The following is a 23,064-nucleotide window of genomic DNA, read 5'->3' on the forward strand; positions in this document are numbered from 1 at the left end:
TGTTCCTCGGGGCTTACTTGGCAGCCGTATTCGGATCGTGGATCTTTGGATAAGTCGCGAACTCGACATTGTAGAGCTCGCCGTTCTTCTCCTTGACCTCGCGCATGTAGATGTCCTGCACGATGTCGCGGGTATCAGGATCGATGGTGATCGGGCCACGGGGGCTGACGAATTCCATGCCTTTCATGGCTTCGACGAGCTTGGTGCCATCGGTATCGCCGCCAGTCTTTTCGAGCGCGGCATAAGCGACGTGCATGGCATCATAACCGCCGACCGACATGAAATTCGGGCGCATGTTCTTGTTGGCCTTGCGGACTTCGGCGACGAAGGCCTTGTTCTCAGGGCTGTCGTGATCGGTCGAGTAGAAATGGCCGGTGATGACGCCCTTGGCAGCCGGTCCCATTCCGTTCAAGAGGTCGTCATCGGTCACGTCGCCGGTGGCGATCAACTTGATACCGGCATCCGCAAGACCCCGGTCGATGAACTGTTTCATGAAGATCGCGCCGACGCCCGACGGCACGAAGACGAACAGGGCGTCAGGTTTGGCATCGCGCACGCGCTGAAGGAAGGGTGCAAAATCGGGGTTCTGCAGGGGAACACGAAGCGCTTCTACAACCGTGCCGCCCTCCTTCTTGAACTGGTCGGTAAAGCCCTTCTCGATGTCGATACCCGGGCCGTAGTCAGTCACCAGCGTGACGACCCGTTTCAGGTTGTTCTGGACGGCCCAGGTGGCGACCGGAACGGCCGATTGCGGACCGCCCATCGAGGTACGTACGAAATAGGGCGACTGCTTCATGATCGCCGACGTCGTGGCCGAGGTGATGATCGCCGGGACCTTTGCCTGATTGAGAACTGGGGCGACACCCATGGCAAGTGGCGTCAGACCGAAGCCGACCAGCATCTTGACGCCGTCATTGACGACGAGTTCCTGGGCGATGCGGCGGGTCTGGTCGGCCGTGCCGGCGTCGTCACGCAGGACAAGCTCGATCTTCTTGCCTGCAACCGTATCGCCATTGATTGCCATGTATGCGCGAGCGCCCGCCTCGACCTGGCGTCCGGTTGAGGCGAAAGGGCCTGTCATAGGCAGGATCACGCCGATCTTCACCGTTTCCTGTGCAAATGCAGGTGCTCCGGCAAGCGTCGCGAGCGCAGCGCCGGCAACGAATAGTCTTCTCGAAAACGAAACCATGTATACTCCTCCCAATGTTGCGCACCATATCTCTCTCCCGGAGATATGCCCGCGACCTGCGCGTTTTCCTTCGCTCCTCCGAAGAAAACGCCGCCGTCGCGAAAATTGCTCAGCAAGTCCAATGTATACATAAAACTTGACATGGCACAAGCCGCGGCCATCTGTAGAACCAGTCGATTGCCGCCGCCGAAACGGCCATGAAAGGCTGTACAAGCCGGGGTTCCCGGTCTGTAATTTTGCGTTTTGCCAAAGCAAATTTTCGATCGTCGCAACTCTGTCATATAGCTATGGCGAGAACGTGCTTTATCGAGCAAATTGAACAGGGAGCGTGCCATGATCGAAAACACTGAGCTCGACCGTATCAAGAACGAAATTGCGGACAGCTTCGACGAGGAGCTGGAACTGCAGTTGGAGGAGGACCGGCTCGACGAGCTGGTCGCCGAGGGCATGTCCGGCCCGGCGGAACAGACGCTTGAACGCAAGCTCTATTTCCGCGAGCTTTTCCGCCTGCAGCATGAACTGGTCCGCCTTCAGGACTGGGTTCAGTACAAGAAGCTCAAGGTCGTCGTACTTTTCGAAGGCCGCGACTCCGCCGGCAAGGGCGGTGCGATCAAGCGCGTGACCCAGCGCCTCAACCCGCGCGTCTGCCGCGTCGTGGCGCTTCCGGCGCCGACCGAGCGCGAGCGGAACCAGTGGTATTTCCAGCGCTACACTCCACACCTGCCATCGTCAGGCGAAATGGTGCTCTTCGACCGCAGCTGGTACAACCGGGCCGGCGTCGAGCGCGTCATGGGCTTCTGCACCAAGGACGAGCTGGAAGAGTTCTTCCGCTCGGTCCCCGAGTTCGAGCGCATGCTGGTGCGTTCGGGGATCATTCTCATCAAGTACTGGTTCTCGATCACCGACGAGGAGCAGGAATTCCGCTTCAACATGCGCATCCACGATCCGCTGAAGCAGTGGAAGCTTTCGCCGATGGACCTGCAGAGCCGCGTCCACTGGGAGGAATATACCAAGGCCAAGGAAGAGATGCTCGATCGCACCCATATCGACGAAGCGCCGTGGTGGGTCGTCCAGGCGGTGGACAAGAAGCGGGCGCGCCTGAACTGCATCGCGCATCTGCTGGGCCAGATTCCTTACGAGGAGGTGCCGAAGCAGGAGATCGTGCTTCCCGAGCGTGTGCGCCACGATGATTATCAGCGCAGCGCGGTTCCTCAGGAAATGTACGTTCCCGAAGTCTACTGACGATTGGAAAAGCTGCTGCCGGTTTCCGGCAGCGGCATGCTCAATGCGCTGATTGCTGCTTGGCGCGCGCGACGATCTGCGTCGGATTGACGAACTGCAGCGCGATGATGAGCCAGAAGAGCGTCGTCACCATATAGATCACCGCCATTGCATCGATCGACTGGCCGGCGCGCACGCCGGATGCAAAGACCGCGTAATAAAGCGAGACGACAAGCGTCTGCGTCTGCGGCCCCGCGATCAGGAAAGTCAGCTCGAACATGGCAAGCGTGCGCACCAGAACCAGCAGCAGTGCCGCCAGCATTCCAGGCAGCAGCAACGGCAGCAGAATGCGGATGAAGAGGCTGGTCGTGCCGGCGCCGAAAACGCGTGCTGCTGCCTCGATGCGCGGATCGATCTGCTCGATGAAAGGGATCATGACGAGCACGACGAAGGGGAAGGACGGGACGAGGTTGATCAGCACCACGCCCCAGAACGTGCCGCCGAGGCCGAGCTGATAGAGCACGGTCGCCAGCGGAATGCCGTAGGTCAGCGGCGGGATCAGCAGCGGCAGAAGGAAGAGCAGGATGATGGCGCGCTTGCCCGGAAAGTCGCGCCGCGCCAGCGCATAGGCTGTCATCACGCCGAGAATGCCCGAGATGAGGACGACGACGAAGGCCATCTCGAAGGTGACGATGACGACGCTGGAAAGCTGGAACTCGCTCCAGGCGCTGAAATACCAGCGATCCGTCCAACCGCGCGGCAGCCATGTGCCGAGCCATCGCGTGGCGAAGGAGTTGACGATCACGGCCGCGATGACGGCTAGCAGGTTGAGGACGAAGAGGGTCGCGAGCGCCCAGACGGCGATGCGCCAGATCTTTGAAGTAAGGCCCTGGTCACGGATCATGGCTCAGCCTTTCGTGCCGCCGGCCGGGCCGCGGTAGAAGAACGAACGTGCGCCGAGAATGGCGACAACGACGAAGAGCTCGACGCCGCCCATGATAAGGGCGATGGCCGTGCCGTAGGAATGGTCATATTGTTCGAAGGCGGCCTGATAGGCGGCAATCGAGATGACGCGCGTCGGACCGGCCGGCGCGCCGAGCAGGACAGCTGATGGAAAGACGGCGAAGGCCTGCACGAAGGAGAGGCAGAAGGTCACGGCAAGACCGGGCACAAGCAGTGGCAGGAAAACGCGCATGAAGCGCTGCCGTGCATTGGCGCCGAGCGTGGCTGCTGCCTGCTCGATCGCCGGATCGATGCCGGTGATATAGGACAGCGTCAGCAGGAAGGCGAAGGGAAAGCCGGTGATCAGCAACGAGGCGAAGACGCCCCAGTAGTTGTTGGTCAGCTTGACCGGTGAATCCAGGACGCCGAAAAGAATGAGTGTCTCGTTGAACCAGCCGCGCGGCCCGAGAAAAGTCAGAAGACCATCGGCGACGAAGACCGTGCCGAGCGTGATCGGTAGCACGAGAATGGTTGTCAGCAGCCGCTGCCGGCGCATCAGCCGGACGCGGAAGGCCACGGGGACTGCGAAGGCCAGGTTGACGATGGTGACAGGCAAGGCGAGCCACATGGTGTTGGCGATCGTGCCGTACTGGAACTGGTCGGAGAAGAACTTCGCGTAATTTTCGTACCAGAACCCTCCATCCTTCGGCATCAGCGAATCCGCGACGCCGTAGATGAAGGGATAGATGAAGAGCGCGATCATGAAGAGCAGGCCCGGCAGCACAAGCAGCGTCGTGCCATCAAGGCCTTGGGCGGCGAGCCTGGTTTTCAGTGACGGCCCGCTCATCCGGCTGCCCCCTTGAAGACGAGCGAGCGACCTGCGACCGGCTGCAGCGCCGCCGCGGCGCCACGCGGCAATGCGTTATCGGCGCGGAAATAGAGGTCCGATCCGTCGGCCGAGCGAGCCATGCCGAAGAAGGCGCGGCCGCGATATTCGGTGCTGGCGACGGTGACGGGAATGCCGATGCCGTCATTGGTTGCGACGAGATCTTCCGGGCGCACGGAAAGCACGGCGGCATCGCCTACTTTAAGCGTATCACGCATGGTACCGGTCAGCCGGGCGCCGGTGGTTTCGATCTCGGCCTCGTTGCCGGAGACGGAGACGACGCGGCCGGGGATGCGGGTGCGGAAGCCCATGAAATCGGCAACATTAAGATTGACCGGTCGCTGGTAGAGGTCCTGAGGCGTGCCGATCTGCTGGATGTGGCCCTGGCTCATGACGACGATACGGTCGGCAAGCGACAGTGCCTCATCCTGGTCATGGGTCACGTAAACGGTGGTGGAGCCGATCTGATCATGGATGCCGCGGATTTCGGCGCGCATTTCCAGGCGCAGCTTGGCGTCCAGGTTGGAGAGCGGCTCGTCCATCAGCACGATCGGTGGGCGGATCACGATGGCGCGAGCGATGGCGACGCGTTGCTGCTGACCGCCGGAGAGTTGGCCGGGCAGCTTGTCGGCCTGACTTTCGAGGCGCACGAGGGCCAGGGCATCGATGATGCGCTTGTCGGCCTCTGCGCCGCGGATGCCCTGCATCGCAAGGCCGAAGCCGACATTCTTGCGCACGCTCATGTGCGGGAAGAGTGCGTAGCTTTGGAAAACCATGCCGAAGCCGCGCTTTTCCGGCTCCAACTGATCGATGCGATTGCCGCCGAGGCGGATTTCGCCGCCGGTAAGGCCAAGCAGACCGGCAATGCAGTTCAGCGCCGTAGACTTGCCACAGCCAGAGGGGCCGAGAAGTGCGATGAATTCGCCGGGCTCAATGGCAAGATCGATGCCATCAAGGGCGTTATAGGCGCCGAAGGATCGCCTGATGCCATCAAGCTCAAGTCGCGCATTCTTCCGCGAAGACAGCGTTGCTGCGTTTTGAACCGACAAAGTCAATGCAATCTCCATTTATCGGCATCATGGCCGTTAGCGCATCTCCGGTTTTCCACGGAGACGTTCTATCTCGTTGTTTCCAAACAGTTCCGGACGCAAAACCGTTGCGCTTTTTGCTTGGAATTGCAGTAGAAATCCGGCGCCGGGAAACCGGCGCCGGGTTCTCGTGATCACCAGGGATCAGCCCTTCTTGGCGCCGATCTTTTCGTCCCAGATGCGGAAGGCCTGGACGAGTTGCTTGGGCTCGAGCGGCACTTCCAGCGGGCTGCCGGCAATCCAGTCGGCATATTCCGGCCGGCCGAATTCCTTGATGGTTTCCTGGCTTTCTGCCGGCGCCATTTCGAGGGTGACGTCCTTCACTGCCGGGCCGGGATAGAAGTAGCCGGCGTCATAGGCGATTGCCTGCTGCTGCGGCTGGTAGATGTAGTTGAGTACATCGAGCAGAACGCCGACCTTTTCGTCGGAAACGCCCTTCGGGATCGCCGCATAGTGGGCGTCGGTGACCCAGTGGAAGCCTTCGAGCTTGCCGACCTTGGCTTCCTCGGGAACGATGCCGAGCGCGCGCGGATTGATATCCCAGCCGGTGGTCGTGGCGACGATGTCACGGGTTCCTTCGCCGAGTTCCTTGAAGACCACTGCGGTGCCGGTCGGGTAGTATTCGATGTTTTCGCCGAGAGCGGCCAGATATTCCCAGGTCTTGGCCCAGCCGTTGACCGGGTCGCGGGGATTGCTGTCACCGAGCAGGTAGGGCAGGCCCATCAGCAGCGTGCGGCCCGGGCCGGAGTTTGCCGGGCGGGCATAGAGGAACTTGTTCTTGTTCTGCTTCGTCCAGTCGAGCAGCTCCTGCGCCGTCTTCGGCGGGGTTGCCACCTTGTCCGGCATGTATTCGATCAGCGGGCCGGACGGATAATAGGTGATGACGACGCCCTGGTCCTTGGCAAGCGCCTGCATCTTGAATGCCTGTGGCTGCAGGATGCTTTCAAGATTGGGCAGTGCCGACTTGTGGCTGGTTAGGTCGACCCAGAGACCCTGGTCGACGCCGGCCGAAAGCGCGTCCGTGCCGGTCAGGACGAGATCGATATCGACCTTGCCGGCAGCCTGCTGGGCCTGGATCTTGGCAGGCAGTTCCGGAGCAGGAGCCTTGGTGAAGGAAAAGCTGGAAACGAATTCCGGCTTAGCCTTGGCGTAGTTTTGGAACATACCCTGCGTCAGCGCCAGGTTGCCGGCGACATCGACGACGGTGATGGTAACAGGGCTTGCCGGCGCCTTTGCCTGCGCGAAAGCGCGCAGCGGCAGCAATCCGGCCGCGGCGACGCCGGCAGCTCCGCCGACGAATGTTCTGCGAGTGATCTTCATTCTGTCCTCCTCCTTTGCGGCGGTGTCGGCCTTAACCCCGAGCGCCGCCCGTTTGCATCGCAATGCACGTCTCAATGCCTCGATGCGCCGGTTTTCCGGCAGCATCAAATGCCCGCAGCTCGAAGCTTTTCCTCCGGGTGCAATGCCACGCCGCTGTTCTCCTCCGCAGCATGTCTTGGCAACAGAATTCAATTGATATACTAGTATGCACGAGAGTGTCAACGTCCCGAGATCATGCATGCGGCAGGCTTCCGATCCTGAAATCCTCGCCTTCCCGACGTCACGCGACGCCGGCGGAAAGATCCGCCGCGTGACGACGGCGGCGGCGATCCATGAGCGCCTGCATGCCGACATCGTTTCGCTGAGGATTCCACCGGGAACGGCGCTGCAGGAAAAGCGGATCGCCGAGGATTTCGGCGTCAGCCGCACGCCGGTGCGCGAAGCGCTGTTGCGGCTCTCCGAGGGTGGGCTCGTCGATATCTATCCGCAGTCCGGCACGGTGGTTTCGCGCGTGCCGGTTTCGGCCATTCCGGAAGCGGTCGTCGTGCGCAAGGCGCTTGAGGGAACGACGGTAGAAACGGCGGCAAGCATTGCGACAGGAGACGACATTGCGCGGCTGGATGCAATCATAGCGCGGCAGAAGACACATGCAGCACTCGGCAATGCTTCGAGCTTCCATGAAGAGGACGAGGCCTTTCACGAGGCGATCGCGCAGATTGCCGGCTATCCCGGCATCTGGACTATTTTAAAGACCGTGAAGGTACAGATCGACAGGGCGCGGCGACTGACGCTGCCGGTGCTCGGCCGCATGGACAATGTCGTGCACGAGCATATTGGCATCCGCGACGCCATCGCCGCGCACGATGTCGCGGCGGCGCGCGAAGCTATGATTCATCACTTGAGCGCCGTTATACCCGACGTGGCGGAGCTGCGGTCGCAGTTCCCCGACTATTTCTGCTGACGGCGGAACGACAGAACACAGGATATCAAGGAGAGAGTAAATGCGGCAAGGTTGGAGATGGTTTGGGCCAGAGGCGCCGGTCACGCTGGACGAGGTGCGCCAGACGGGTGCGACAAACATCGTTTCGTCGTTGCACCAGGTGCCGATCGGCCGCGCCTGGACCGAAGCGGAAGTGCGCGAGCGCCAGTCGCTGATTGAAACGACGCCGGCCGGCCGCTCGAAGCTGACCTGGAGCGTTGTCGAGAGCATCCCGATCCCCGATGCCGTCAAGCGCAAGGGCGGGCAGGCCAAGGCCGAGATCGAAGCATGGATCGCCAGCCTCGAAGCCGTCGCCGCCTGCAATATTCCGATCGTCTGCTACAATTTCATGCCTGTGGTGGACTGGACGCGCACCGATCTCGACTATGTAACGCCGACCGGCGCAACCGCCATGCGCTTTGACCATGAGCGATTTGCGGCCTTCGAGTTATTCGTGCTGGAGCGGCCGGGTGCAGCCCAAGAATATTCTGAAGAGGATAAAGCGCGGGCCAGGGCCGTCTACGAGAGCATGACGGAAGCGGAGATTGCCGAAATTACTCGCATCATCACCTCGGCTCTGCCAGGCTCGACGACCGAGCCGCTGACCATTCCGGCTTTTCGCGAAAAGCTTATCGCCTATCAGGGGATCGACGCGAAGAAGCTTCGCCAGCACCTCATCGAATTCCTCGAAGCCGTCGTGCCGGCCGCAGAAGCGCGAGGCGTGAAGCTGACCCTGCATCCGGACGATCCGCCGCGATCGCTCTTCGGCCTGCCGCGTATCGCCTCGACGGCTGAGGACTACGCAGCACTGTTCGACGCCGTGCCGGCGGCCGCCAACGGCATGTGCTATTGCACCGGCAGCCTCGGCGTGCGCGCCGGCAACGACCTGCCGGCGATTGCGCGGCGTTTTGCCTCGCGCATCTATTTCGCCCATCTTCGCGCTACGACCCGCGAGGGCGACGGCCGTACCTTCCATGAAAGCGCACATCTCGAAGGTGACGTGAACATGGTTGCCGTGCTGAAGGAGCTGGTTACTGAGGATCGCCGCCGCAGCGCCGACCAGTCGATCGTCTTCCGCTCGGATCACGGCCACCGCATGCTCGACGATCTGCAGAAGAATGTCACGCCCGGCTATCCGGCAATCGGCCGTCTTCGCGGCCTTGCCGAGCTACGCGGCATTCTGCACGCGCTCGACGCGCCACCGACCTGATTTCAGTTCTGGCTTGCAGCCGAAAACTGCCGCAGCGCTTCGACGGCCCGTTCGGCATCAATGGCAGGCACGAAAATGTGGTCGTGGTGATAGGCCGCGACCACATTGGCGCTGATGCCGACTTCCGTTAACGCGCGGGAGAAGGCGGCGGTCAGGCCCACCGCTTCAAGCGAGGAATGCACCTTCAGCGTGATCTGCCGCATGGGCGGGCTAGCCTGCAGGCCGGACTTGCGGGCCGCCTCCAGCGACAGGATGAGCGTCAGCCCTTCCGTTTCGTGAAAGAGGCCGAGCGGGCGAAGATGCAGGTAGTCTTCCGGCTGGAAGGCCGGCACGGTGCAATAGACAAATTCGCCGTCTGCCAATTCCGGCTCCATGGTCGAAAGAAGAACGGAAAGGTCCGTGATGCCTGTCATGTCGTCTTTTCCCTGAAGCCGAGAGATGCCGGCGTTATCTCACTGACCGGCCGGGAGGAGTAAACCGGTCAGTACCAGGTATTGGGGGGATCAGAAATGCGTCCGGCTGATTTCATCCGGGCGGCGATGCGCGGCAATGCGGACCGGTTGGTATTCGTAGATCGGATTTTCCGGTTCCAGGCGCAGAAGCGCGCAGTGGAACTTGTAATTGGCACCGGTTACGATGTTGGAGAAGATTACATCCATCAGAATGTTCTTCCCCACGCTGATAAATATCGGACGTTTGAACTTCATCATGGCGTCACCTCGTTTTTCTATCCAGTGTACTGGATGTAACGAAGCAATTCTATTCTTTAATGCTTTCGTCCAAAATTATACATAGGTGTATAAAATTGATCTGATGGCGGAAGCAATACTTCGGAATTCGGCGCAGTGGAGCCTTACGGCTTCAGAGCCATTTCCAGATACTTGATGAGGGAATCAAATTCGACCGGCTTGCCCAGAAAGGCCAGCGCGCCGCCTTCAATGGCGGCCGTCCTAGTCCGCTCGTCGCGATAGGAGGTCATAAAGATCATCGGCGGTTTTTCGGGCTCGCCGTTGAGGATTTCCTGCAGTTCGATGCCGCTGAGGCCCGGCATCTTGACGTCGACGAGCATGCAGTCGATCGCCGCCCTGTCATTAAAGGCCAGAAACTCTTCCGCAGAAGCAAAAAGCTTGCTGCGGTAGCCGCACGACTGGATCAGATCGTCAAGAGCCTCCCGGATGGCCTGGTCGTCATCGACGACCGCGATTGTGGATGTATGTGACACGAGATTGGTAGCCTTGCTTATTCCTGCATTACGTTAGGTTATATTATGAGGCTCATGACCGTGTCGCGGTACCATACAAGGGTCTAGGTTACACTACCTGCCTTCCAGCATTTCGGTCTTGCGCACCAGATCGGCCACCGAGCGCACCTGCATCTTGCGCATGACATTGCCGCGATGCAGCTTCACGGTGATTTCGCTGATGCCGAGGTCATAGGCAATCTGCTTGTTCATCAGTCCCTTGACGACAGCGGCCATCACCTCCCGCTCGCGGGGCGTGAGCGTATCCACCAGCGAGGCGACAGCATCGCTTGCTGCCATTTCCCGGCGCCGCGCCATGTCCTTCTCGATCGCGATGCCGACGGCATCGAGAATGTCCTGGTCGCGGAAAGGTTTTGTGAGGAAGTCGACGGCGCCGGCCTTCATGGCGCGCACGCTCATCGGAATATCGCCGAAGCCGGTCATGAAGACGATCGGCATCCTGCTGCCGATCCGTTCGAGATGAAGCTGGAAATCCAGTCCGCTCAGGCCCGGCAAGCGCACGTCGAGGAGAATGCAGCCCGGCCGGCGCAGGTCGGCGGTATCGAGAAAGGCAGTGGTCGTGGCAAAGGAGGCGGCGTCCATCTGGACCGACCGGAAGAGGTCGACAAGCGACTCGCGGATGGATTCGTCATCATCGACGACATAGACGATTGGCAATACGGACTGCGAGGCTGCCTTCGATGCGGCGCTAGTGTCGGTCATGGTCGTCCTCAATCGGTATGATCATTTCGAAGATGGCGCCGCCTTCAGGATGATTGCCGGCAATCAGCTGGCCGCCTCCGGCTTCCAGCGTGCTGCGGCAGATAGAGAGTCCCATACCCATTCCGGAGGGCTTGGTCGTGAAAAAGGGCGTGAAAAGCTTCGTCATTGCCTCCTCGCTGATACCAGGGCCGAAATCTCTCACGGAGAGGCTGACAAACATATCATCCTTCCTTTCGAGCGAGATCAGAATCTTACGCTGCTCGATCGCCGTCGCCTGCATGGCCTGCACGGCATTGGTAACGAGGTTGATCAGCACCTGCTGCAGTTCGATGCGGATCGCCTTTACCGAAGGCGCTTTTTCGCCTCGTTCAACCTCGAAGCTCACCATGTCGCGCTGGAAGTCGTGATCCATCAAGGCGCGCGTTTCCTCGATCAGGGTTTCAAGATCGACATATTCGGGCGTACGGTCGGTATGGGACAGCATCGAGCGGGTGTTGTGGATGATTTCGCTCGCGCGCTGGCTGTCGCGGATGATGCGCTCGGCCGAACGGTGCACGGCGGCAAGATCCGGCGGTTCGCGGTTCAGCCAGCGAAGCAGCGTCTGAGCATTGACGACAATGGCGCCGAGCGGCTGGTTGAGTTCGTGGGCGAGCGAGGCTGAAAGCGTGCCGACGGTCGCCGCGCGGGAGGCACGGGCAAGCTCGTCCTGCGCTTCGCGCAAAGCCTTCTGCGTCATTTCGCGCTGGGTGATATCCACCATGCCGACCACCACGCGGTTGAAGGCGGCAGGGTCCTCGGGAAAACTCATGCTCATGATGACGAGCCTGGTCTCGCCGTTTTCAGCAATCAGATTGCCCTTGCCTTCAAAATGACGTTCCCCGCGGAAGATGGCATTCATCAGGTCCAGGAAGGTATCATCGTCAGGGGCGATGTAGCGGCGCATCGTGCGCGACTGCAGGCCGTCGGCGACATGACCGAGCAGTTCCAGCGCCGCGTCATTGAAGGCGATGGTACGGATGAGGCCTGTGCAGGTGGCGATGATGCTGGGGTTCGTTCGGTAGTAATCTTTGAGGTCGCTGACACCTTCGGCCTTCAAAGACATCAGGAAGGCTCGCACTGCGGAATAATCGCGCTCCCAGAGTGCGATGCGGCTGTGCTCGAAAATATAGCGGAAGCGGGTCTCACTGTCGCGAAGGTGCAGGTTGGCCTCGATGAGCCCGGTGCGCGCGGTTTCGTTCCGGAGAATAAGGGCGCAGGTGATGGTGATCGCGGCTAGAGAAACCGCAAAGCGCAACTGCGCCGGAACATCTTCCCCCAGGCCGTGCGAGTAGAAATAAGCAAAAAGTGTAAAAGCGGTGCAGATGACCGCAAGCAGCGTTGTTCCGATCCTCGTCAGTATTTCGGCAGCTAGCAGCAGCACGATAACATAGAGGACTGCGATGGCGCTTTGGATCTCGGTGAAGGCATCGACGTAGAATACAGTGGCGCCGAGAACCAAGGCGATCAGGCCAAGCGTGATTTCATGCGAGGGTGTTCCTCGCCGGTTGATCAGCTTCAATAATACAGATGATCCCATGCCCCCTCGCTGTGGCCCCGGTCCTATTCGAACCGGTTAATTCTCGCGTAGCTTAATGCGGTGTTTAGCCGCGCAAAGCTATACAAAAGTGTTGGAAGTAAAGGGCGAATAGTTCCTCCGGCCAAAAAGAAAGACCGCCCCGAGCGGCGGGACGGTCTATGGCGGATGGGAGGATCCGCAGGGCTTCGGCGGAGGGGGACGCCTGCCCTAGAGGTGGCAAGGGGCGGTGCCACCAGCTTGGAACCGTGAATGGTCAGGTCGGTTCCGAGCTACGAGTAGAAGGTAAATCGAAGAGCCCTGTGGCGTAACTATACTTAGGTTTTGGTCCGGCCATACGAAGCGGCAGGTCCGTTTCCTGGGCGAATGGCTTTGAAACTTGGGTTGATGACTTCCGCAAGGATGACGCCGCAGGTGGCACGAAGAACCGATGAAAATCCATCGGACACGGTCACGACTTTTACGGCGTGCAAGGCGTCGCAGCACGGTTGTCATATTGCCAGAGGCATAATCCTGAGACACAGTCAGCCGGACTACTCCATCTGAAAGAGGGCACCGATGAGGGCAGCAGGAATGGTACGGGCAGTCGTGGGGATCGTGGCCCTCGTCGTTCTTGGTGTTCTGCTTTGGTTTGCGACGCGCCCGCCGCCGCTGGTAGTGCAGGGCGAGGTTTCCGCCAATCGCGTCGATATCAGCCCGCGTGTCGCTGGCCGTATTCTCAAACTCAACGCCGATGTCGGTGACAATGTCGAGAAGGGCACTGTTATCGCCGAGCTGGAAAGCCCGCAATTGACGGCGGCATTGCATCTGGCCGAAGCGGCAGTCGGCGTATCCGAAGCCGATCTGACCCGGGTCAACAGCACGCGTCCGGAAACCATCGATGCGGCCAATGCCGAGCTTGCGGCAGCGAGCGCCGACGTCACGCTCTATCAGGAAGAGTCCGCCCGTCAGGCGCGGTTGATCACGACAGGGGCCTCGACGCAGGCGCAGGTCGATCAGACGGCCCGCAATCTGGAAGCGGCGATCCGCAAGCAGGAATCGGCTGCAGCCAATGCGCGGCTTGCGACGGCCGGGTCCAGCAAGGAAGAAAAAGCGCTTGCCGCCGCCCAGGTGGAGCAGGCGCGCGCCTCCCTCAATCAACGGCAAGTCGATGTCTCGGAACTCACCATCCATGCGCCGATTTCCGGTCAGGTGACGACGCGCGTTGCCGAGCTCGGCGAAAACTTCAGCGCCGGTTCGCCGCTGTTTTCGATCATCGACCTGCAGAGCCCCTGGTTCACCTTCAATCTTCGTGAGGACCTGCTGAAGGGACTCAACGTCGGGGACGGCTTCAATGTCACTGTTCCGGCGCTTGGTGGCGGTCCGTCGATCCCGGTCAAGGTAACGATGATCAACGCGCAGGGCCAATATGCGACCTGGCGTGCGACGCGCGCTACCGGCGATTTCGACCTGCGCACCTTCGAGGTGCGCGCCGTGCCCGCCAATCCCGTCGAAGGGTTGCGGCCGGGCATGAGTGTCATCGCCTCCTGGCCGCCGGCGGGGCATTGAGATGAAGCCGCCCGGCGGGCTCCGCCCCGGCTTTCTTCTGGTGTTCCGGCGGGAGTTCGACTGGTTCTATCGCCGGCCTTTCCTGCTTTTCCTGACGACTCTGCTGCCGCTGCTGTTGATGGGCGTGCTCGCCATCGTCTTCAGCGCGGGACTGGCAACACGGCTGCCGATCGCCGTGCTTGATCTCGATGGCAGCGACCTTTCGCGAACGATCATCCGTGCGGTCGATGCGACGCCGGATACCGCGGTTGCCGTCAATGTCAGCGATCTCACAGAAGGCCGCGCGCTGATCCTGTCCGGAAAGGTTCACGGGCTACTGATGCTGCCGCACAATCTCGAGCGCGACGTCTTCGCCGGCCGGCGTCCCGAGGTGGTGTTCTTTTACAATACGCAGACACTGACAACAGGTAATCTTACGCTCAGGGGCGTCAGTGCTGCCGTGCCGACTGTGGCTGCCGGCATCCGCCTGTCGCTGCGCACGGCGCAAGGGCAGCCGGTCGATATTGCGCAGGCCGATCTTTCGCCGATCCCCGTTCAGGTCAATCCACTCTTCAATCCGACGCTCAACTATGCGCATTTCCTGCTGGCAGCGCTGATGCCCGCCTTGCTGCAGGTGGTGATCGTCACGACCATGGCCTACACGGTGGGCATGGATGCTGAAACCATGCACCGTCTTGTCATTCTGCGGCGGCTCGGCGGTGGTCTCTGGCCGGCGATGGCCGGCAAGATGTTGCCCTACACGCTGATCTTCCTTGTGGTTCTTGGCCTGTCGGACGCCGTTCTCTTCGGCGTGCTCGATATGCCGCTCAGGGGCGAGCGCTGGATACTCGTCGTTGCCGGATTGCTCTTCATCCTCGCGAACCAGTTTATCGGCGTGCTGCTGGCGCTTTTCCTGCGGCCGGTCGCAAGCGCCATTAGCGTTGGCACGCTGATCTTCGCCCCATCCTTCGGCTATATGGGTATCGGCTTTCCGCGTCTGGCGATGAACGGGTTTTCCTATTGGTGGGGTGAGCTCATTCCGGGCACTTGGTATCTGACGGCGAGGATCGATCAGACGATCCGCGGCACGCCGGTTGATCTGTCCCTGAAGCCACTGATGGTGCTTGGTATATTCGTCCTGGTGCTGGCGATCGTGACGGCGCTGCGGCTGGAAGTGTTCCGCATTCGCCGGCAGCGACAGGCAGCGCAGAGGCTGAGGGAGGTCACGCCATGAGGGCCTTCCTTGCGATCTTTCGCATCGAGCTGATCCGCATCCTGACGCTGCGCCCGGCGCTCGCGGTACTGGTCTTCGGGCCGCTTATCTATGCCCTCTATTATCCGCAGCCTTATGCCAACGAGGCGCTGCGCGACGTGCCGATTGCTGTCGTCGATCTCGATGATACGACGAGCAGCCGTGAGCTGGTGCGCCGTATCGATGCGTCGAGTGATGTCGCGGTGGCTGCGACGCTGCCGGATCAGGTGAGCGCCGAGCGGGCGGTGCAGGGACGCCAGCTTCACGGCATTCTGGTCATTCCGCAATATTTCGAACGTGACCTGTTGCATGGGCGGCAATCGCCGGTCGCGCTTTATGGGGATGCGAGTTATTTCCTGATCTATCAGCGCATTTCCGGCGCGGTCGTTGCCGTTGCCAGAACCATGGGTGCGGAAATCGAGACGGCGCGGCTGATTGCGGCCAATATCGATCCGGTGCTGGCGGCAGCTGCCCCTGATCCGATGCCGTTGACGACGGTCGCATTGTTCAATCCGCAAGGCGGCTATGCGACCTATATCCTGCCCGCAGCCTTCGTCCTGATCCTGCAGCAGACGCTGTTGATCGGCGTCGGCCTTCTGGGTACGATCGGCAATGATGCGGCGGCGCGAAATCCCGCTGCCTCGGCGGCTGGCCCCTTTGCCCGGGTCGGAGGCAGGCTGCTTGCCTATCTTGTTATCGAGGCGATCGTGTTGCCATTCTACCTGATCGTGCTGCCTTACCTTTACGGCATTCCGCGGTTGGGTGGTTTGTTGACGATCTTCATCTTCTGCCTGCCGTTCGTTCTGGCAGTTGCCACGCTCGGGATGGTGATTGCCTCCCTGTTCCGCAAGCCGCTCGCCGTTCAGCTCGTCTGCGCCACGCTCGGGTTGCCTTTCATGTTCCTTGCCGGTTTTTCGTGGCCGAGCGAAGCCATACCCGAGCCGCTGCGGGCGCTGACCGTTCTGCTGCCAAGCACCAGCGCCATCAACGGCATCGTCGAGGTGTCACAGCTCGGCGCTCCGCTTCAGGCGGTCAGGGAACCGTTCCTTACGCTGTGGATACTTGCCGCGGTTTACGGGCTTGTCGCGGTGCTGCTGGACATCAGGTCCGCAAGGGAAAAGCCTGCGGCACAGGCCCCTGCGGGCGGTTGATGGCGCCATCTCATTTTGAGATAGCCGCATCGAATAAACCTATTTGTCACAATAGTGTCGCCACGGCATAGTCTTAGGAGGGAGAAACACTTTTAGGACATTGCTGTGGAATATGTGCGCTTTGGCCAGACCGGCCTGAAGGTTTCGTCGCTTTGCCTTGGTACCATGGGTATCGGCTCATCCAAGTGGAAGGGTTGGGTGTTGGACGAAGAAAAGTCGGTACCGATCCTCAAGAAGGCGCTCGATGTCGGCATCAATTTCTTCGACATGGCGGACTGGTATTCGACAGGCGTCAACGAGCAGGTCGTCGCCCGCACGCTGCTGTCGCTGACCGACCGCGAAAAGCTGGTGCTTGCCACCAAGGCCTTCTATCCGATGAGCGATGATCCAAACGACAAGGGCCTGTCGCGCAAGCATCTGATGGCCTCGATCGACAAGTCGCTGAAGCAGATGGGCACAGACTATGTCGACCTTTACGTCATCCACGCTTTCGATCCGGAAACCCCGATCGAAGAAACGATGAGCGCCCTGCATGACATCGTGAAGTCGGGCAAGGCGCGTTATATCGGCGCTTCCACCATGTATTCCTGGCAGTTCGCCAAGATGAACCATGTCGCCGACAAGAACGGCTGGACGCGGTTCGTCAACATGCAGTGCCAGTATTCGCTGCTCTATCGTGAAGAAGAGCGCGAAATGATGCCTTACTGCCAGGACGCTGGCATCGCGGTGACAACCTTCTCGCCGCTCGCCCGTGGTTATCTGGCCGGCGGCGGCTCGGCGCCGCGTATCGCCCATGACCTCTATCTCGACTGGTTCGGCGACGAGATCGACCAGGAGATTGCCAAGCGTGTCAACGAGATCGCTGCCAAGCGCGGCAAGACGGCGAGCCAGATTGCCCAGGCCTGGGTCATCGGCTCCGGCAACAGCACGGTTCCGATCGTCGGCACGGAGAGCCCCGAGCATGTCATTGCCGCCATCGAGGCTGCGGCGATCGAGCTGACGGCAGAAGAGCGTGCTTTCCTTGAAGAGCCCTATCGCCCGCGCGACATGATCAACGACTACAACACGGTCCGTCGCCCCCGCGCCCTTTCGAAGGCATAATGGGTTCGACTCGCATTTTTACTGGAGAATTCCATGCTTTATATCGGTGAAGGCTTCGAGGGCTCCGGCCCGAACGCTGCCCATATCAACCTCTATATCGGCCCGAAGAACGGCCCGATTTCCGGTGCACTCGCCGGTGCGGCCGCAAGCCCCGGTCCCGGTCACCTGCCGTTCCAGGCAGTGCTGAAGCCGAACCTGCCTGCCAAGCCAGTGACGCTGTTCATCGCCAAGGCGGTGATGGAGTCAGGTTCCTCGCATGAGCTAATGACCTGGGGTCCGGCGCAGGCCGGTGTTGCCGCCGGTATTACTACAGCGCTGCTCGACGGCTCGTTGCCGGCGGAAGCTGAAGATGACTGGGTCGCGATTGCCGCCGTCTGGGTCAATCCGTCGGCAAACGATGCCGAAGAAGTGTATCATAACAACAAGGCTGCAACGCATCTTGCCGCCAAGCGCGCATTGCTGAAGGGCTGGCCGTCGCGTGCTGAGCTTGCCGAAGGCGTGGCAACGGTCGGTAATCCGTTCTTCACACCGAAGGTCGCCTGATATGAAGCTTGTCGAAGACAATGCACTGATCGGTGGAGGCTGGGGAAGTGCTGCTGACAGCAAGCGCTTCGCCGTGCTGAACCCCGCTGACGGCAGCGAGCTTGCGACCGTGCCGGATTGCGGCGCGGCGGAAGCGCAGCAGGCGGTCGATGCCTCAGCAAAAGCCTTCAAGACTTGGCGCAAGACGCTCGCCTCCGAGCGCTCCGCGGTTCTGCGCCGTTGGGCCGAGCTGATGCTTGCCAACCAGGAAGACCTCGCGCGCCTATTAACGGCCGAGCAGGGCAAGCCGCTTGCCGAGGCGCGCGGCGAAGTCGCCTATGCGGCTGGCTTTCTGACCTGGTTTGCCGAAGAGGGCCGCCGCTCTCATGGTGGCGTCGTGCCGTCGCACAAGGTTGATGCCCGCATCGTCGTCATGAAGGAGCCGGTTGGTGTTGTTGCGGCGGTCACGCCGTGGAACTTCCCGCTGGCGATGATCACCCGCAAGGTCGGCCCGGCGCTTGCCGCCGGCTGCACTATCATCATCAAGCCGGCCGAAGACACGCCGCTTTCGGCGCTGGCGCTTGCCCGTCTTGGCGAACAGGCCGGCGTCCCCACCGGTGTTGTCAGCGTGGTGACGACGAAGTCTCCGGCCGATGTCGTCGGCGTCTGGATGAAGAGCCCGGTCGTGCGCAAGTTCTCGTTTACGGGATCGACGGCGACCGGCAAGCTGCTCATGCGCCAGAGTGCCGACACGGTGAAGCGCATCAGTCTCGAACTCGGCGGTAACGCTCCGCTGATTGTCTTCGACGACGCCGATATCGACCAGGCCGTGCGCGGCACGATCGCTTCCAAATTCCGCAACACAGGGCAGACCTGCGTCTGCGCCAACCGTATCCTCGTCGAGGACGGCATTTACGACCGTTACGCCGAGGCTTTGGCCAAGGCGGTTGCGGCCATGAAGGTCGCCCCCGGTGTCGAGGATGGCGCACTGCAAGGTCCGCTCATCAATGCGCCGGCGCTGGCGAAGGTCGAGCGGCATGTGACCGACGCTGTCGAAAAGGGCGCCAAGGTGCTGACCGGCGGCAAGCCGCACGAGCGCGGCGGCCTGTTTTATGAACCGACGGTGCTGACCGGCATGACGACGGATATGGCGCTTGCGACCGTAGAGACCTTCGGTCCGGTTGCAGGCCTTTTCCGCTTCAAGGGTGAGGAAGAGGCGATCGCGCTCGCCAATGACACGGAAACCGGTCTTTCGGCCTATTTCTTCACGCAGAATCTCGGCCGCGCCTGGCGTGTCGCCGAAGCGCTGGAGGCAGGCATGGTCGGCATCAACGAGGGCGTGATCTCGACGGAAGTTGCTCCGTTTGGCGGCGTCAAGCAATCCGGGCTCGGCCGTGAAGGTGCTGCCGAAGGGCTCGATGAATATCTCGAGAGCAAATACGTCCTGTTCGGCGGGCTGTCGGGCTGATGACGGAGGATCGCTCTCCCCAGACGAAGAAGGAGCCGGCGGTCGATCGCCGCCGGTTGCCGTTGAATGCGCTACGAGCCTTCGAGGCGGTGGCGCATCACGGCAGCTTCACGGCGGCCGCCGTGGCGCTCAACATTTCGCAGAGCGCGCTTTCGCGGCATGTCATCGGTCTGGAAGAGAGTATCGGGCGCAAGCTTTTCGAACGCGGCCATAAGGCCACGACGCTGACGGATGCCGGGCGCTCGCTCGCTGCCGGCATCGGCAAGGGCTTCGACCGCATCGAGCAGGCGCTGAAGGAAGTTTGCGCGCCGGACGAACAGCGCCAACGCAAGCTGCGCATCAACCTGCCGCCGAGCTTTGCCATGAAGCTCACCGTGCCGCTGCTGACGGATTTCCGGCGCAGCTTCCCGGAAGTGCTTCTGGAGGTTTCGACCCCCTATGGGGTGCCGGACAGCGAATTCGATGTGGCGGTCGTCTATACGCGGCCAGCAGTCGATGAATGGATCACCGACCTGCTCTGGGAGGAGCGGCCGACGATCCTTTGTCATCCCGATCTGATCAGGGGAGGCGTGTCGGATATCGCGGCTTTCATTGCTGCAAACGAGATCATCCACATCAAGATCGTCGACATGGAGCCCTACCTTACCTGGCAGCGCTTCCTTGTGCAGAACGGTCTCGGCGGGGTTTCCGTGGCGCGGGGCGTGACATTCGACAGCGCCAGCCTCGGGGTTCAGTACGCATTGTCGGGGCAGGGCCTGGTACTGGCAGACCCGGCGCTATTTCGGGAGGAAATAGAAAGCGGCCGCTTGGTTGCGCCGGTCACCGCACACTATTACGAAGGCTTCGGCTATTACCTGAAGACCGATGCGGAAGGGCTGGTGGATCCTATGATTGCAGGGTTTCGATCCTGGATCATCAGCCGCTTCAGCAATCGTGTGGTGAACGACGGTGAAAAGCCCGCCCTGCGCATCGTGTCTGGCACAGAGGGTGTCTGATAGCGAACATACTGCCATTCAAGGAGGAGGCAGATCATGACTGAATTGAAAACCAACAGCGGCAATCCGCTGCATCCCTCCGTGCCGGAACTGTGCGAACAGATCCGCGCCGGCAAGATCGATCGCCGCGGTTTCCTGCGTGCCGTCGCCTGGCTCGGTGTGACGGCGGCCTCCGCCAGCGCCTTCCTCGGCGACAGCAAGCCGGCTCTTGCGCAGGAAACGCCCACGGATGGCGGCACGCTGCGCTTCGGCTGCCAGATCCAGGAACTGACCGATCCGATGATGACGAGCTGGATCGAGGCTTCGAACCTCTATCGCAACAGCCTCGAATTCCTGACCTATGTCGATGCCGACAACGTCACCCATCCCTATCTCGCCAAGAGCTGGACGCCGTCTGCTGACCTGAAGATCTGGGATTTCGAGCTCGACGAGCGCGCCAAGTGGTCGAATGGCGATGCCTTCACACCCGAAGACGTGATCTTCAATATCCAGCGCTGGATTGCGCCTGACTCCCAGTCTTCCAACAAGACCGCTTTCTCGGCCGTCGCGAAGGTGGAAAAGACCGGCGACCATACGGTTCGCATTACGCTATCGCGTGCGGTTTCCTCGCTGCCCGAGCAGCTCTATTCCTACACCTGCCCGATGCTGCACCGCGATTTCGTCAAGGGCGGTGCCAACTGGCCGGCCAATCCTGTTGGTACAGGTCCGTTCAAGCTGGAAAGTTATGAAGTCGGCCGCCAAGCAGTGTTCAGCAAGCGCGCTGATTATTGGGGCACGCCGGCTCATCTCGACGGCATCCAGTATATCGACCTCGGCACGGATATCACCACGCATCTCGCAGCACTTTCGAGCGGCCAGATCGATATCATCTATCGCGCGACGATCGCCGAATACGATCTCATGAAGTCGCTGCCGAACATCCAGATTCTGACCGGCAAGGCTGCCCATACGCTCGTCATGCGCATGCAGTCCGACCAGAAGCCGTTCGACGATATTCGCGTCCGAAAGGCCGTGCAGCTTGCCGCCGACAACAAGCAGATGCTCGATGTCGCCTATCGCGGCGAGGGCGAAGTCGGTGCCAACTTCCACGTCTCGCCGGTCCAGCCCGATTACTTCGCGCTGTCGGCCGTGCCCCGCGATGTCGAGAAGGCCAAGGCCCTGCTTGCAGAAGCCGGCCACAAGGACGGCCTGGATATCGAGCTGACGCTTGGTAACACGCAGGGCACCTGGGAGCAGGATACCGCGCAGGTGCTGCAGCAGAACCTTGCCGAAGCCGGCATCCGGCTCAAGCTCAACGTCCTGCCGGCCTCGCAATATTGGCCGATCTGGGACAAGGTTCCCTTCGGTCTCACCTACTGGGCGCACCGTCCGCTCGGCGCAATGACCCTTGATCTCGCCTACCGCTCCGGCGGCGCCTGGAACGAGAGCCATTTCGCCAGCAAGGAATTCGACGCCGCGCTCGACAAGGCTCTGGCCGTCGTCGATCCGGCCAAGCGCCCTGAGGCCATGAAGGATGTCCAGCAGATCCTGCAGGATTCCGGCGTCATCGTTCAACCCTACTGGCCGAACCGCTTCAGCGCCGCAGCCACCACTGTCCGCGGTTTCGTGCTCCATCCGGCGGATTACTTCCGCATGGACGGCGTCTGGCTCGCCAAGGCTTGATCTTCGGCGGGGCCGCTCATCGCGGCGGCCCCGACCCGGTAAAGAGGTGGTTCGTGACCGTTTTCCTTTTCATTCTCCGTAAACTGGCAAGCGCACTCGCGGTGATGTTCACCGTGTCGCTGCTCGTTTACCTAGCACTGGAGGTCAATGTCGGCGATGTCGCCGTCAAAGTCCTCGGCCAGTTCTCGACGCCGGCACAGCGCGCCCAGTGGCTGACTGCCAACGGTTACGATTCCCCCTTCATCATTCGCTACGGCCGCTGGCTCTGGTCCTTCATCACCGGCGACTGGGGCATGTCCACCTACTATCGTGCGCCGGTTGCACAGCTTATCCCGGACCGTCTTGCGGCATCGGGTATCCTTGCTGGCGGTGCGCTGCTCGTGATCGTCCCTGTCGGCCTGTTTGCGGGCATCATTGCCGGCATGCGGCCTGGTTCGTTGCTCGATCGTGTCGTCTCCTTCATCGCAATCGTCACGACTTCGATCCCGGATTTCGCCTCTGCGGTCTTCTTCTCGGCCGTCTTCGTTTTCTGGCTACACTGGTTGCCCGGCGCCAGCACCATGCTGACGGGCTTCTCGCTGCAGCAGATCATTCTGCCGGTGCTGGTGCTCGCCTTCTATTCCACCGGCTACCTGGCGCGCGTCACCCGCGCCTCGATGATCGAAGTCATGGGCACCCATTATGTTCGCACGGCACGCCTCAAGGGGGCCAGCACGGCTCGCATCGTCTGGAAGCATGCGCTGCGCAATGCCCTGATCACGCCTGTCACCGTCATCATGCTGCAGTTTCCCTGGCTACTCTCGGGCGTCATCGTCGTGGAGGTCTTCTATGCCTATAAGGGTTTCGGCACGCTGCTCTATGACGCCGCGCTCAACAGCGATATCCGCCTTGTCGAGGCTTGCGCGATGGTGAGCGTCGTCGTCGTCGTCGCGACGCAGATCCTCTCCGACCTCGCCTATGGCTGGCTCAATCCGCGTGTCTCGCTGCTCGATGCAGTCAAGGGACGGAAGTGAGG

Annotated in this window: 22 protein-coding genes; 12 read left to right on the top strand and 10 right to left on the bottom strand. The window is 61.0% G+C overall.

What is annotated here, in order from left to right:
• Positions 1-13: 13 nt before the first annotated feature.
• On the bottom strand, positions 14-1,189 hold the full coding sequence (locus tag AC1DUP_RS00130) for an ABC transporter substrate-binding protein (protein WP_477831780.1): 1,176 nt from the start codon (positions 1,187-1,189) through the stop codon (positions 14-16).
• Positions 1,190-1,522: 333 nt separating this feature from the next.
• Between AC1DUP_RS00130 and ppk2 the strand changes: the two genes are divergently transcribed.
• Positions 1,523-2,431: a polyphosphate kinase 2 gene (gene ppk2 / locus AC1DUP_RS00135; protein ID WP_113299873.1), complete on the top strand. Its 909-nt coding sequence runs from the start codon at positions 1,523-1,525 to the stop codon at positions 2,429-2,431.
• Positions 2,432-2,471: 40 nt separating this feature from the next.
• Here ppk2 and AC1DUP_RS00140 read toward each other — a convergent pair whose 3' ends face one another.
• The 4 genes from AC1DUP_RS00140 to AC1DUP_RS00155 form a co-directional block, all read right to left on the bottom strand.
• Positions 2,472-3,314 carry an ABC transporter permease subunit gene (locus tag AC1DUP_RS00140; protein WP_113311201.1) on the bottom strand — a complete coding sequence of 281 codons (843 nt, stop codon included), beginning with the start codon at positions 3,312-3,314 and terminating at the stop codon, positions 2,472-2,474.
• Between the two features lie 3 nt (positions 3,315-3,317).
• Positions 3,318-4,199: an ABC transporter permease subunit gene (locus AC1DUP_RS00145; protein WP_113299871.1), complete on the bottom strand. Its 882-nt coding sequence runs from the start codon at positions 4,197-4,199 to the stop codon at positions 3,318-3,320.
• Positions 4,196-5,305, bottom strand: coding sequence for an ABC transporter ATP-binding protein (locus tag AC1DUP_RS00150; protein WP_113299870.1), 1,110 nt, complete (start codon positions 5,303-5,305; stop codon positions 4,196-4,198). The genes AC1DUP_RS00145 and AC1DUP_RS00150 overlap by 4 nt, the downstream gene beginning before the upstream one ends.
• Positions 5,306-5,470: 165 nt before the next feature.
• Positions 5,471-6,646, bottom strand: a complete 1,176-nt coding sequence (locus tag AC1DUP_RS00155) for an extracellular solute-binding protein (protein WP_113299943.1) — start codon at positions 6,644-6,646, stop codon at positions 5,471-5,473.
• A gap of 238 nt (positions 6,647-6,884) precedes the next feature.
• Between AC1DUP_RS00155 and AC1DUP_RS00160 the strand changes: the two genes are divergently transcribed.
• Together AC1DUP_RS00160 and uxuA are read left to right on the top strand one after the other, a co-directional pair.
• Positions 6,885-7,607: a GntR family transcriptional regulator gene (locus AC1DUP_RS00160; RefSeq protein WP_477831781.1), complete on the top strand. Its 723-nt coding sequence runs from the start codon at positions 6,885-6,887 to the stop codon at positions 7,605-7,607.
• A gap of 40 nt (positions 7,608-7,647) precedes the next feature.
• A complete protein-coding gene (uxuA, locus tag AC1DUP_RS00165) occupies positions 7,648-8,835 on the top strand; it encodes a mannonate dehydratase (RefSeq protein ID WP_477831782.1) in 1,188 nt (395 codons plus the stop codon).
• Positions 8,836-8,837: 2 nt separating this feature from the next.
• Here uxuA and AC1DUP_RS00170 read toward each other — a convergent pair whose 3' ends face one another.
• From AC1DUP_RS00170 to AC1DUP_RS00190, 5 genes are all read right to left on the bottom strand, one after another.
• Positions 8,838-9,248 (bottom strand): ACT domain-containing protein, encoded by a 411-nt coding sequence (locus tag AC1DUP_RS00170; RefSeq protein ID WP_477831783.1) that lies wholly within the window; start codon positions 9,246-9,248, stop codon positions 8,838-8,840.
• A gap of 90 nt (positions 9,249-9,338) precedes the next feature.
• On the bottom strand, positions 9,339-9,545 hold the full coding sequence (locus AC1DUP_RS00175) for a hypothetical protein (protein WP_113311204.1): 207 nt from the start codon (positions 9,543-9,545) through the stop codon (positions 9,339-9,341).
• A 143-nt stretch (positions 9,546-9,688) separates the two neighbouring features.
• A complete protein-coding gene (locus tag AC1DUP_RS00180; RefSeq protein WP_113299865.1) occupies positions 9,689-10,057 on the bottom strand; it encodes a response regulator in 369 nt (122 codons plus the stop codon).
• A gap of 93 nt (positions 10,058-10,150) precedes the next feature.
• A complete protein-coding gene (locus tag AC1DUP_RS00185) occupies positions 10,151-10,798 on the bottom strand; it encodes a response regulator transcription factor (RefSeq protein WP_113311205.1) in 648 nt (215 codons plus the stop codon).
• A complete protein-coding gene (locus AC1DUP_RS00190; protein WP_477831784.1) occupies positions 10,785-12,374 on the bottom strand; it encodes a sensor histidine kinase in 1,590 nt (529 codons plus the stop codon). The genes AC1DUP_RS00185 and AC1DUP_RS00190 overlap by 14 nt, the downstream gene beginning before the upstream one ends.
• Before the next feature lie 555 nt (positions 12,375-12,929).
• On the opposite strand from AC1DUP_RS00190, the gene AC1DUP_RS00195 reads away from it, so the two are divergent.
• From AC1DUP_RS00195 to AC1DUP_RS00235, 9 genes are all read left to right on the top strand, one after another.
• Positions 12,930-13,919 (top strand): HlyD family secretion protein, encoded by a 990-nt coding sequence (locus AC1DUP_RS00195; RefSeq protein ID WP_477831785.1) that lies wholly within the window; start codon positions 12,930-12,932, stop codon positions 13,917-13,919.
• A gap of 1 nt (position 13,920) precedes the next feature.
• Complete coding sequence (locus AC1DUP_RS00200) at positions 13,921-15,132, top strand: ABC transporter permease (protein WP_113299861.1); 1,212 nt, start codon at positions 13,921-13,923, stop codon at positions 15,130-15,132.
• Complete coding sequence (locus AC1DUP_RS00205; RefSeq protein ID WP_113509541.1) at positions 15,129-16,301, top strand: ABC transporter permease; 1,173 nt, start codon at positions 15,129-15,131, stop codon at positions 16,299-16,301. The genes AC1DUP_RS00200 and AC1DUP_RS00205 overlap by 4 nt, the downstream gene beginning before the upstream one ends.
• A gap of 105 nt (positions 16,302-16,406) precedes the next feature.
• Positions 16,407-17,402: an aldo/keto reductase gene (locus tag AC1DUP_RS00210; protein ID WP_113311210.1), complete on the top strand. Its 996-nt coding sequence runs from the start codon at positions 16,407-16,409 to the stop codon at positions 17,400-17,402.
• Positions 17,403-17,435: 33 nt separating this feature from the next.
• Positions 17,436-17,945, top strand: coding sequence for a formaldehyde-activating enzyme (gene fae, locus AC1DUP_RS00215; protein ID WP_113311211.1), 510 nt, complete (start codon positions 17,436-17,438; stop codon positions 17,943-17,945).
• Between the two features lies 1 nt (position 17,946).
• A complete protein-coding gene (locus AC1DUP_RS00220) occupies positions 17,947-19,392 on the top strand; it encodes an NAD-dependent succinate-semialdehyde dehydrogenase (RefSeq protein ID WP_477831786.1) in 1,446 nt (481 codons plus the stop codon).
• The gene (locus AC1DUP_RS00225; RefSeq protein ID WP_477831787.1) at positions 19,392-20,387 is read left to right on the top strand and encodes a LysR family transcriptional regulator; all 996 of its coding nucleotides are present in this window, start codon (positions 19,392-19,394) and stop codon (positions 20,385-20,387) included. Before AC1DUP_RS00220 ends, AC1DUP_RS00225 begins: the two co-directional genes overlap by 1 nt.
• Positions 20,388-20,423: 36 nt before the next feature.
• Positions 20,424-22,049: an ABC transporter substrate-binding protein gene (locus tag AC1DUP_RS00230; RefSeq protein ID WP_477831788.1), complete on the top strand. Its 1,626-nt coding sequence runs from the start codon at positions 20,424-20,426 to the stop codon at positions 22,047-22,049.
• A 53-nt stretch (positions 22,050-22,102) separates the two neighbouring features.
• Complete coding sequence (locus AC1DUP_RS00235) at positions 22,103-23,062, top strand: ABC transporter permease (protein ID WP_477831789.1); 960 nt, start codon at positions 22,103-22,105, stop codon at positions 23,060-23,062.
• Positions 23,063-23,064 lie beyond the last annotated feature (2 nt).

It is taken from the genome of Rhizobium sp. 01L419 (assembly GCF_056400025.1).